This is a genomic window from Kitasatospora sp. NPDC051853 (assembly GCF_044452665.1).
GTDB lineage: Bacteria > Actinomycetota > Actinomycetes > Streptomycetales > Streptomycetaceae > Kitasatospora.
In genome coordinates this window covers 658,955-671,172 of sequence record NZ_JBITBY010000004.1, presented here as the reverse complement: position 1 = coordinate 671,172, position 12,218 = coordinate 658,955, and the positions used below count along the sequence as shown (strand labels likewise).

3 protein-coding genes are annotated in these 12,218 nt (G+C 73.0%); 1 reads left to right on the top strand and 2 read right to left on the bottom strand.

All coding sequences use genetic code 11. The features are described 5' to 3' along the window. Positions 1 to 143: 143 nt before the first annotated feature. A complete protein-coding gene (locus ACIA8O_RS15330) occupies positions 144 to 2,117 on the bottom strand; it encodes a glycoside hydrolase family 6 protein (protein WP_396294243.1) in 1,974 nt (657 codons plus the stop codon). 244 nt (positions 2,118 to 2,361) lie between these two features. Beyond that, positions 2,362 to 2,841 (bottom strand): hypothetical protein, encoded by a 480-nt coding sequence (locus ACIA8O_RS15325; protein ID WP_396294242.1) that lies wholly within the window; start codon positions 2,839 to 2,841, stop codon positions 2,362 to 2,364. Between the two features lie 433 nt (positions 2,842 to 3,274). On the opposite strand from ACIA8O_RS15325, the gene ACIA8O_RS15320 reads away from it, so the two are divergent. Then, the gene (locus ACIA8O_RS15320; RefSeq protein WP_396294241.1) at positions 3,275 to 12,217 is read left to right on the top strand and encodes a polymorphic toxin-type HINT domain-containing protein; all 8,943 of its coding nucleotides are present in this window, start codon (positions 3,275 to 3,277) and stop codon (positions 12,215 to 12,217) included. The last annotated feature ends 1 nt before the right edge of the window (position 12,218 follow it).

Genomic DNA, 12,218 nt, shown 5'->3' with positions numbered 1-12,218 from the left:
CGCCCCGGGCCGGGGCAAACAAGCCGCAACCCCCCCGCGGGCTAACACACACTGGGCGTGGGAACACCGGGCTGGGGGGGGGGGGGGGGGCCGGCGGCCCCCCCCCCCCCCGGGGGGGCCGCCCGCCGTGCGGTGACGCCGGGTCAGCCGGCGGCGGTGCAGCTCAGCGTCGGGGCCGTGTTGGCGCCCGAGTAGCTCGCGCCGAAGCCGAAGCCGGTGGAGCCGCCCACCGCGACCGCGCCGTTGTACCCGGCGTTGGCCACCGAGACGGAGCTGCCGCTCTGGGTCACGGTGCCGTTCCACAGGTTGGTGACCTGCTGGTTGCCGGGCCAGGTCCAGCTGACCTTCCAGCTCTTGGTGGGCGCGGTGCCGGTGTTGGTGACGGTCACGTCGGCGTTGAAGCCGGCGCCCCAGTCGCTGCTCACCTTGTAGCTGGCGGTGCACCCGGCGTTGCCGCCACCGCCGCCGCCCGCCTGGGTGGTGACGGTCAGTGCGGCGGAGGCCGCCGAGACGTTGCCCGCCGCGTCCCGGGCCCTGACGGTGTAGGAGTAGGCGGTGGAGGCGGTCAGCCCGCTGTCGGTGTACGAGGTGGCGGTGGAGGTGCCGACCTGCACGCCGTTCCGGAAGACCTGGTAGCCCGTCACCCCGGTGTTGTCGGTGGAGGCCGTCCAGCTCAGCGTGGCGCCGGAGCTGGTGGCGGTGCCGGTCAGGCCGGTGGGCGCGGTCGGGGCGGTGGTGTCACCCGGGGTGGTGCCGCCGACCGGCGGGTAGGCGTTGGCCAGCAGCTGGCGGAACTGGGCGGAGAACCAGGCCCCGGCCAGCGGCGCGTCCGGCAGCGCGCCGGACATGTTGTTGTTGTTCCGCGGGTTGCCGGTGTACGTCGGGTCGCACATCCGGTCGAAGCCCTTGCCCTCGTCGTTCGGGATCGCCTTGGAGGCACCGTCCGACTCCCCCGGGGGCTTGACCCAGACGTAGGCGTCGATGCCCGTCTCGGGCGCGGCGGTCGGCCGCTCGCCGAGGCCCGCGCCCGACTGGTTGCACCAGTTGCCGGCCTGGAGACGGCGGTCGATCCGGCCGCCGTCCACGTAGGCGTCACCGGTGGTCTTCGGGCCCGGGCCGGTCGGGCGGTTCGGGCCGCCCCAGCCGTTGCGGGAGGTGTCGATCAGCATGCCGACGCCCGCGTCGAAGCCGGCCTCGACCGCCTTCTGGCGGAAGGCCTTGGCGTAGGAGAGCTCGTCCACGTAGCGGTTCCAGTCCACCCACTTGGAGGTGCCGCGGATCGACTGGCCGTTCACGGTGTCGTCGATGGTGAAGTAGGGCTCCTTCAGCGCCGAGTAGTTGGCGGTGTTCACCACGAAGCCGTGCACCTTGGCGGGGGTGGAGCCGGAGGCGTTGGCGGCCTGGTAGAGGAGGTTGACGCTGGGTCCGAAGTTGGAGTCCCAGCCCAGCCAGCCGTGGTGGCCGGCGTCGATGTAGTTGTAGACGTTCGGGATCGCGCCGAGCTTGTTGAGCGCGTAGCCCACGCCCGTCACGTAGTTGCCGTTGGCCTTCATCACGTCGCAGGCGGGGGTGGCGGTGGCGGTTCCGCCGGCGTTGGTGATCAGGTTCGGCAGCGAGTCGATCTCGATGGTGGTGACGATGCGCAGGTTGGCGTAGGCCGGTTCGGCCAGGATCGCGGCGATCGGGTCGATGTAGGCGGTCTGGTAGCGGCCGATCTCGGTCGGGCCGAGCTCACCGTTGGAGGCCAGTGCGGCGCAGTCGCGGCCGGGCAGGTTGTAGATGACCACCTGGAAGACGTACGGCTTGCCGGCGGCCTGGCGGACCGCCTCGTCGAGGTGGGCGCGCAGGCCCATCGTGCCGTTCGCGCCGTTGATCGCCGCGATCCGGTCCAACCAGACCGAGGTGGGCTGGTTGGCGACCGCGGAGCCACCCGGCTCGGCGGCGGCCTTGGCGGACCACTCGGGGTTCACGTAGACCCCGGCGCCGGCGTACGGGTTGTCGACCCTGGCGGCGGCGTGCGCCGTGCCCGCCGGGCCGGCGAGCGGAAGCAGGGAGGCCGCGCCCAGGGTGACGGCCGCGGCGGCCGTCCTGAGGCGACGGAGGAGCTGTCCTGACACGTGCGGATCCTTTCGGGTGGGGGAGATCCGGGTGCGAGCAGCGTGCTGCCTTGCGATAGAAAGTGGGAGCGCTCCCACATTGCATCGAACCACCGGGCCGTGAGGTGCCCCGGGTTCACGGCATATCAACCCACGGAGCGTCGGATGCGTCAAGGACTCCGGCGGAGATGAGTGGGAGCGCTCCCGAGACAGTGCGACGACAAGGGCCCGGGTCTCCCCGGGCCCTGACGGACGGTCAGGCCCGCTACTCGGCGGCCGCGCACTGGCCGAGGGCGGCCACCGACTCCTGGACGGTGCCGGGCAGGGTGGCCATGTCCGGCGCCTGGTTGGTCCTGGCGTTCTGCGCGAGCTTGCCGTACACCTCGGAGAGCTTCTTGGCCGCGGCCTTGCCCTCGGGGTGCTTGATCTTCTCGGCGTCCTCGCCGAACTGCTTGGCGATGGCCTCCAGATGGGCGGTCGCCTTGGCCTTGTCCGCCATGTCGGCGGTGAGCTTCTGACCGGCCTCGGTGATGTGCTTCATGGTGTCCCGGCACGGCCCGCTGCCGCCGACGCCGTTCCGCTCGGCCGAGCCCTGGCCGGTCGTACCCGAATCGGCCGCCTTGGACGACGCGGCCGCATTCCCGGCACCGTCGGAACCGCCCGAGGAGCACGCACCCGCGCCGAGGGCCAGTGCCGCGGCGAGTACCAGTGCGGCCGGGCCGCGGTGCGAAATCCGAGTGGTCATCCGAGTACTGCTCCCCCGTGCGTCCGGCCGTGATCGGGTGCAGTCGACCACACCGTTGACGAAGTGTCAACAAGATCAAAGCCATCGGTGTCCGATGGACATCAATGCTCTGAACTGGAGGAAAGACCTGTTGCTGGCGAGTAACACCATCCGGTAGCTTGCCGCTCGCTCCAAGATTCAACATCGGGTGTCTTCGTCGGGGGAAGGACTCCAACAGACGCGCCGGCGGCCGGTTCTGACGGTCCGTCCGGTGCTGTTTCTTCGTGGGCCACCTCCCTCGGGCGGAGCCCACGGAAGGCAGACTGTGTTCTCGCAACGCGCGAATGGAATACGGGGTGCTTCGCGTACGGTCGCCACGGCGGTCGTGCTCGCGATGGCATCCACACTCGTCTCGACAGCGGTGGGGACGGCCTCGGCGGCCGTGCCGAGGGGGGTGAGGACGGAAGCCCCACCGCCCGGCTCGGAGGCCGATCTCGACGCCCGGATCAAGGTGATGGACGCGGCGGCGGACGACCGCCGGGCCCGCGCCATCCTGGCCCGCGCGATGCACGCGGGCGGCCCGGCGATGAAGTCCGGCGCCGGCACCATGCTGGCCTCCGAGGACCTCGGCCCGTGGCCGGGCTGGTCGCTCTACTACGGCTCGGTCACCTCGGACAACGTCGCCAACTCCAAGGGCGAGCGCTCCAGCGGCCGCACCCTGGGCGAGGGCATCGGGGCGGTCAAGCAGACCGGCCAGTCGGCGATGGCCTACGGGCAGCTGCACGTCGGCGTGCTGACCACGGACGGCAAGCTGTACGACAAGGTCCGCAACGCCAACGGCGACTGGCTGACCCCGATCCTGGTCAGCGACGACCCGCGGAACGTGGCGTTCAGTCAGGCCGCTCTGCCCAACGGCGAGCTGCACTTCACCGTCCTGTCCTCGGACGGCACCGTGCGCGACCATGTCTACACCCCGGGCGAGTACCCGGGCTGGTACATGGGCTACCAGGGCACCGACCGCACCGTGCGGTTCGACTCGCTGCCCGGCAAGGTCAAGGGCCTGGCCACGGCCGGCCTGCCCAACAACGACCTGCACCTCGAACTGCTCACCACCGACGGCAAGGTGTGGACCAACGTCCGCAAGGGCAGCACCTGGACCGGCGTCACCGCCGCCGACAGCGGGACCACGACCGCCGCCGTCTCGGCCGTGGCCACCGCCAACGGCGAGGTCCGGCTCGGTCTGCTCGGCACCGACAAGAAGGTGCGCGAGAAGGTCCGCAAGACGGACGGCACCTGGGCCGCCGCCACCACCGTGGACGCCACCGGGAACGCCGCCGCCATCGCCGCCACGGCCGTGCCGAACGCGCTGCCGCACCTGGCGGTGCTGACCACCACCGGCACGGTGAACGACTTCGCGCTCCAGGCCACCAACACCTGGGTCAAGACGGCGCTCACCGCCCCGAAGGCGAGCGCGCTCTCGCTGGGTGCGCTGACCACCGGCGAGCTGCAGCTGGACGTCACCGGCACCGACGGCCTCGCCTGGCACACCGGCCGCGCCGCCAACGGCACCTGGTCGGCCCCGGTGATGGTGGACGGGACGCTGGGCAAGGTCGCCGACGTGGCGGTCGCCGGCGCTCCCAACAACGACCTCCACGTCCTCACCCTGGGCACCGACGGCCTGGTCTGGCTGCGCACCCACCGTGCGGACAGCACCTGGTGGGCCACCAACGTCACGGCCGCCACGGTGGCCGACGGCTCCAAGCTGGCCAAGGCGGTCACCGCCGCCACCGCGCCCAACGGCGACCTGCACCTGGTGACGCTGGGCACGGACAACCTCGTCCGCTCCTCCGTCCGTGGTGCGAACGGCAGTTGGTCCGCCCCCGTGGTGGCCGAAGCCAGTGGGCAGGTCCGCGCGGTGGCCGCCACCGCGGCCGCCAACGGCGAGATCCACGTGGCCGCGCTCCGCGCCGACGGCACGGTGCAGGACCTGGTCCGCGCCACCGCCGGCGGCTGGAGCGCCTCGGCCGTGACCACCCCGCACGCCAAGGGCGTCGCGGCGGCGGCCACGCCGAACGGCGAGCTGACCGTCGGTGTGCTCACCGACGACAACAAGGTCTCCGCCACCACCCGCTCCACCAACGGAAGTTGGAGCGCACCCGCGGTCGTCCGGGACTATCCCAGCCGACAGATCGCCGCCACCGGCGGCGCGGACAACCGGGTGCACCTGGTCGCCCTGGACGCCGACGGCGCCGCCATGGACAGCGTCCGGGCGGCCGACGGCAAGTGGACCAACGACGGTGCCTCGTACGGTTACATCGACCGGAACACCACCAGCGTCCAGGCCGCCGCGCTGCCCAACGGTGACCTGCACGTCAACCAGTTCACCGCCAACCGCACGGTCGGTGCCGGCACCCAGGACGAGTCCCGGGCCAAGGCCGACGACGACGCCCGCGGCTCGCGCGACCTGGGCCTGGAGCAGTTCGTCGCGCCGTACGCGACCGCCTCGGGGACGAAGCTGCCGCAGTACGACACCGACGTCACCAACTTCATGTCCTCCGGCGGCGTCACCGCGCGCAACGCGCTGGCGCTGCAGTACCTGCCCGCCCCGGCCCGGTCGACCGACCAGGCCGCGCTGGCCAGGGTGGACCAGATCGTCCAGGAGCTGATCGCCGAGAACGGCGGCCAGGACACCTTCGGCATCTTCACCTTCCTCGGCGCCAGCGCCAAGGAGGGCTCGGCCGACGACGTCCGCCGGTTCATCCAGTACCACGGCATGCCGATGGCCGCCCCGGTCAAGGGCACGCCCGAGTTCCGGATCGAGGTCGAGGCGCTGAAGGCCCGCTGGGCCTCCGGTGACGTCTCCAACCCGATCGACTGGAAGAAGGTCCTGGTCGAGGTCGAGGAGACCGCCTGGGCCGAGTGGAAGACCGAGCTGGCCGGGCAGACCCAGCCGCGCTCGGACGTGCTCAAGGCCGAGGTCGACGCCCTGACGGCCCTGCAGACCGGCTCCGAGGCGATGCACCAGGCGCTCGGCTTCGGCTGGTCCGCGGGCGAGATCCTCAAGTGGCAGGCCAACCCGACCAAGCGGCTGCCGAACGCGCCGCCGCGCACGGACGCCCAGGCCACCGCCGACCTCGTCACCATCAAGACCCTGGTGACCGCGCAGGCCGCCGTGGCCCGCAAGGCCGCCAACGACGCCAAGCTGGCCGCCGACAAGGTCCCGGCCGCCCTGGCCGCCGGTGACAAGATCGCCGACGACAACGGGCTGCCGCGCGGCCGCGGGATGGCCTACGCCATCCAGTCCGCGCAGGTCACCAAGGCCTCCGCGGCCGCCGCGCTGGCCACCGCCAACGCGCTGGACGTCGCCGTCCAGGCCGTGAACGGGACCGCCGCCACCAGCGCCACCCTGCTCGCCAACGCCCAGGCCCAGGCCGCGGCCGCCCGCGCGCAGTTCCAGCGCCAGTCCGCCGAGGACAGCGCCGCCCGCGCCGCCGCCCTGGCCGACACCGCCAAGGCCAAGGCCGACGCCGCCGCGGCGGCCGCCGCCAACGTGGCCACCGCCAAGGCCCAGGTGCTGCAGGCCCAGGCCGACGCCGCCGCCGCGCTGGAGCGGTCGAAGACCGCCGCCGCGAACGCGGAGACGGAGCGTCAGAACGCCGCCAAGGCCAAGGCCGAGGCGGAGAAGCAGCGCGGCAACGCCAGGACCGCGCTCAACGACACGCTGGACAAGTTCAAGACCACCGACGACAAGCGCAAGCAGGCGCACACCGCCAACGCCGACTCGGTGAAGCGGGCCCAGGCGGCCAAGGAGGCGGAGGCCCAGGCCGCCGTCGCCCGCCGCAACGCCGCCGACGCGCAGCGCCGCAAGGACGTGGCCGTCGCCAACGCGCAGGCGCTGGCCGCCGCCGCGGTCGCCGCCGAGGGCACCTCCTCGGCCGCCGAGGCCAAGGCTGCGGCGCAGGCCGCGCAGGCCGCCGCGCAGCAGGCCGGAGCCGAGGCCGACCAGGCCAACGCCAAGGCGGCGGACGCCACTTCGGCCTCCACCGCCGCTCGCGAGGCGGCCACCACCGCCGCCGCGGCCGCGGCCCGGGCCACCACCTGGGCGGCCGACGCCCAGGCCAACGCCCTGCTGGCGTACTCCGCCGCGATGACCGCCGAGGCCGCCGCGGCCTACGCGATCGACAACGCGGAGGCCGCCGCCAAGAAGGCCACCGAGGCCGCCAGTGCGTCCGAGCAGGCCGCGCAGGAGTCCCTCAAGGCCAACACCGCGGCCGTGGCCGCCAAGAAGGACCTGGACTCCGCCGTCGCGGCGGCGGGCAACGCCGCCGGTCAGGCGTACGCGGCCGGTCAGGCCGCCGCGCTGGCCCGGGCCGCCGCGGCCACCGTGACCGCGCCGGCCAACACGGCCATCGAGCTGGGCACCCCGTTCGCCACGACCGACTCCTCGGCCGGGCTCGCGGTGCTCGCCTCGCAGGGGGCCAAGACCCTGGCCCAGCAGCAGACCGCGGTCTCGGACGCCAACGCCGCGTACTCCGCGAAGCTGGCCGCCGACGCCAAGGCCGCGGCCGAACGGGCCACCGGGGACAGCAAGTTGGCGGCCGAGGCGGCGGCGAAGGCGGCAACCTCCGCCGCCGATGCCGCGAAGTACGCCGACGCCGCGCAGAAGTCGGCGGCCACCGCGGCCACCGACTCCGAGGCGGCCAAGGCCGCGGCGGCCAAGACCGCCGAGCTGGACGCCGCGGCCCGGGCCCAGGCCCAGGCGGCGGCGAAGTCGGCCCAGGACGCGCTGACCGACTCGCAGGCGGCCGACGCGGCCGCCAGTGCGGCGGAGAAGGACGCGACCATGGCGGCGCAGGCCGCCAAGGACGCCGACGCCACCGCCAAGAACGCGCGCACCACGGCCGACCAGGCCAAGGCGAACGCCGAAGCGGCGGAGAAGTCGGCCGCCACCGCGAAGACCGACGCGGCCAAGGCCGAGGAGGCCGCCAAGGCCGCCGAGGAGCAGCTGCGCCGGGACGAGGCGGCGCTGGCCGCGCAGATCAAGGCCGCCCAGGAGGCCGCCAAGCAGCGGCACGACCTGGACGCCCGGCAGAAGGTGATGGACACCCAGGCCAAGGTCCGGGTCGGCCGCTCCAACCTGGCCTACCTGTTCCAGGTCGGCGGCGTCGCCTCCAAGACGCTGGCCGTCTCCCGGCTCGCCGGGCCGGGCTCGGCGCAGCCGGAGCTCTTCTTCGACCAGGACGTCTGGAACGCCTGGCAGCAGGACGTCGACTCGGCGAGCGACCTGATGAACGGGATGAACACCCGTCAGGACGAGCGCGAGGACACCGTCTGGAAGTACTTCACCTCGGACTTCGCCGACAGTGAGCCCGAGTACGACACCGCGGTGACCAAGGCGCTCGGCCCGGGCGAGGTCTACTCCCGGATCGGCGGCGGCCTCAGCTGGGGCTGGCCGGTCAACGTCCCGCAGGCCACGCCCGAGGCCAAGGCCCGGGTCGGCGAGATCATCAAGCAGAAGCAGGCCGAGGGCGGCGACCCGTACGGCCTGTGGGGTCTGATGCTGTACTCCCCGCAGCTGCAGGGGTCGGCGGACGACGTCCGGCGCTTCATCGAGTACAAGGGCTTCCCCACTGTCTCCCCCGTCAAGGGCACGCCGGAGTTCCGCCGCGAGGTGGAGAGCCTGAAGACCCGCTGGTCCAGCGGTGACCCGACCAACCCCCAGGACCCGTACGTGGTGCTGGTGGAGGCGTTGGAAACCGCCTCGGCGGAGTGGGAGGCGGAGTACGCCGCCCAGTCGCAGCAGCGCACCGCGATCGCCAACGCGGAGATCAAGGCGCTGACCGCGCTGCAGTCCAGCGCCGTGGCGATGCACGACGCGCTCGGCAACGCCTGGGTCGCCAAGAACCTGATGGAGGCTCAGGCCGACCCGCACAGCACCTGGAACACCACGATCAAGCACTGGCCCGAGTGGTTCAACGGGTCGCACTTCTCCTCCGACGGCAAGCCGGTCTCGGTGACCGACGACCTGGCGAAGCTGAAGCAGCGGGTGGACGGCCTCTCGGCCACCGCCGACCAGAACGCGGTGAACGCCAAGTCGGCGGACACCACGGCGAGTTCGGCCTCGGCGGCGGCGCAGGCCATCGCCACCGCGAACGGCACGCCGATCGACCGTGGCCTGTCCTACGCCAAGCAGTCGGCGCAGGTCACCAAGTCCGCCGCGGCGGCCTCCCAGGCCACCGCGCTGGCCCTGAAGACCGCGGTGGCGGCCACCAACGCGACGCTCAACGACAGCGCCGCGCTGCTCGCCAACGCCAGCGCCCAGGCGCACGCCGCCCGGGCCGCCTTCCTGCGCGAGACCGCGCAGGACAGCGCCCAGAAGGCGGAGGCCGACGCGGTCGCCGCCGAGGGCAAGGCGCGGGCCGCCGCCGACGCGGCGGCGATCGTGGCGCAGGACAAGGCCAAGATCGTCCCGCTGGAGGCCAGTTCCAAGGCCGAGGCCGCCAAGGCCAAGGACGCGGCCGCCACCGCCGAGCGGGAGCGGCAGAACGCCGCCGCCGCCCGGCAGACGGCGGACGCGGAGCGGGCCAAGGCCGCGGCCGCCACGGCGGACGCGCAGCGTCAGGCCGAGGCCGCGGCGGCCGAGGAGTCCCGGGCCAAGGGCGACGCCCAGACCGCCGACCAGGCGGAGGCCCGGGCCAAGCAGGCCGAGACCGACGCGGCCAACGCCCGGGGCCGGGCGGAGACCGCGCGCAAGGAGATGGACGCGGCCCGGGCCAGGGCGGCCGCGGCCGACGCCGACGCCGCGGCCAAGGCGGGCACCTCCGCCGCGGCCGAGGCCGAGACAGCGGCCAGGGACGCCCGGTTGGCCGCCCAGGCGGCCGCCCAGGCCGCGGCCCAGGCGGACGCCGACGCCAACGCCGCCCAGGACGCGGCGGTCAACGCCCGTGCGGCGGCGACCGCGAGCACCTCAGCGGCCGCGAACTCGAACGCGGCGGCCAGGACCGCCCGCTCGGCCGCGGCGAAGACCCAGGCCAACTCGGCCCAGGGCCACTACCTGGCGGCCGAAGCCATCATGCAGGCCGGCATCGCGAAGGAGAACTCCGACGCGGCCACCGCGCTGGCCAAGTCCTCCGCGCAGCACGCGGCCGACGCCAAGTCGGCGGCCGCGGGCGCGAAGAAGGAGGCCGACGCGGCCGCCTCGGACAGCGCCACCGCCTCCGGCCAGGCGCACGCCGCCTCGCAGCAGGCGGAGATCGCCCGGGACACGGCGGCGGCGGTCAACGCCCCGGCGGACCAGGCGATCCAGTTGGGCATCGCGTTCGCGGCGACCAACGCCACGGCCGGTCTGTCGGTCGTGGTCGCGGACACCGCGAAGACCCTGGCGGAGCAGTCCGTCGCGGTCGCCGAGCTGCGCGCGGCCGAGGCCGAGGCGTACGCGAAGGCGGCGCAGGACGCGGCCGACCGCGCGGCCGGGGACGCCAAGCTGGCGGCCCAGGCGGCGGCCGACGCGGCCAAGTCGGCGTCCAAGGCCTCCAGGGCGGCAGCCGCGGCGCTCAAGTCGGCCACCCAGGCGGCGGCCGACTCCAAGGAGGTCCAGGCCGTCTCGCAGCGGCTCGACGAGCTCAACGCCCAGGCCCAGGCCGACTCCTGGAAGGCCGACGAGTCCGCTCGCCAGGCCGACCAGGAGGCCGCCGCGGCCCGCGCGTCGGCCGACGCGAGCGAGCTGGACGCCCACGCGGCGCGCAACTACGCCGACCAGGCACGCGACTCGGCGGACGACGCGGACTACTACGCCGACCAGGCGCGGACGTCCGCCGACAACGCCAAGCAGTCGGCCGACAACGCGAACGCCGACGCCAAGCGGTCGAACGAGATCGCCGACGCGGTGAGCCGGATCGAGCAGACCCCGCCGCCGGAGACCGCCCCGTCGCTCGACGGTGAGTTCCCCGGCCTGCTGGTCGAGCCCCAGGTGACCGGCGAGGCCCAGGCACTGGACCAGTGCCGGCTCAAGCAGGGCAGCTGGACGGTCTGTCAGATCCCGGCGACCGTCCACCTCAAGGGGAAGGCCATGGCCTTCCTGGTGACCTGCGACATCCCGAACGGGACCGCGGCCGCCTGCATGAAGACCGGGAAGTACGAGAAGGACTTCCTCGGCGACTTCCCCGTCGACTTCACGACCAACCACGTCTTCGACGTCGACATGGTGGAGTTCAACAAGGCGTTCTGGGGCGGCCTCGCCTACAGCCTGGTGAGCGACTTCGTCGGCTGTGCCAAGCACCTGTCGGTCAGCAACACGGACTGCCAGTGGGCCGCCGCCAGCCTCGCGCTGCCGTTCGTCCTCAAGGGCGTCATCCGGGGCGCCATGACCCTCCGCGCCGCCATCGCCATCGGCGACATGGTCGGCATGGAGGCGGCGTTCAACATCATCGCGCAGATGTCGAAGACCGCCGCGATCGACGCGGTGACCTTCTCCCGGTTCCGTGCCGCGGTGAACGTCGCCCGGCTGCGGATCATGGCCAAGGACTTCCTCAAGTTCTGCTCGCCCACGCACAGTTTCGCCGGCGGCACACCCGTGCTGATGGCGGGCGGCGTGGTCAAGCCGATCGAGCAGGTCCAGGTCGGTGATCTGGTCGAGAACGCCGCACCCGGCGGCGGGCTCGAGCGGCACCGGGTCGAGCGGACCTTCGTCACCCGGACCGACACCGAGTTCACCGATCTGACGGTCAGTGGGCCGGACGGTCCGCGGACGGTCGTCGGCACCCAGAACCACCCGTACTACGACCTGACCCGCGGCGCCTTCGTGGACGCCTCCCGGCTCGCCGTCGGCGACCGGCTGCAGAGCGACGGCACCGAGGTCGTGACCGTCCTCGCGGTGCGCAACTACGCGTCCGCGATGGTCACCTACGACCTGTCGGTCGAGGGGCAGCACACCTACTTCGTGCTGGCCGGCCGCACCCCGCTGCTGGTCCACAACAACGACCCGCTGGACTGCCCGGTCGGCGTCACGGTCGAGGCGACCCGGGACGGCATCACCATCGCCCACCCGGAGAGCGGCACCATGACCATCGGCCTGCTGGACGACTGGTCGGGGACGCTCACCCTGGGCATGGACCGGCTGGAGGGCTCCACCATCTCGGGCAAGCAGATGTTCAAGATGGTGATGGACCACTTCGGTGACCGGATCAAGGTGGTCCAGGGCAACTGGTCGTACGGCGACAACCTGAAGAAGTTCAACGAGCTGGTGGCCGACGGCACCCCGCTCAAGACCGCCGCCCGGGCCACGTGGACCGGTCAGCGGGCCGCCGAGTACGGTTACACCAGCGTTCGAATCTCGCGCCAGATCCCCCGCACCGAGGGCGGCTACTCCGCGGTTTCGGCAGATTTCAGGAGGCCGTAGG

Bases quoted from the DNA above. Each gene is read 5' to 3' on its own strand.
- ACIA8O_RS15325 (WP_396294242.1), bottom strand. From the start codon at position 2,841: ATGACCACTCGGATTTCGCACCGCGGCCCGGCCGCACTGGTACTCGCC.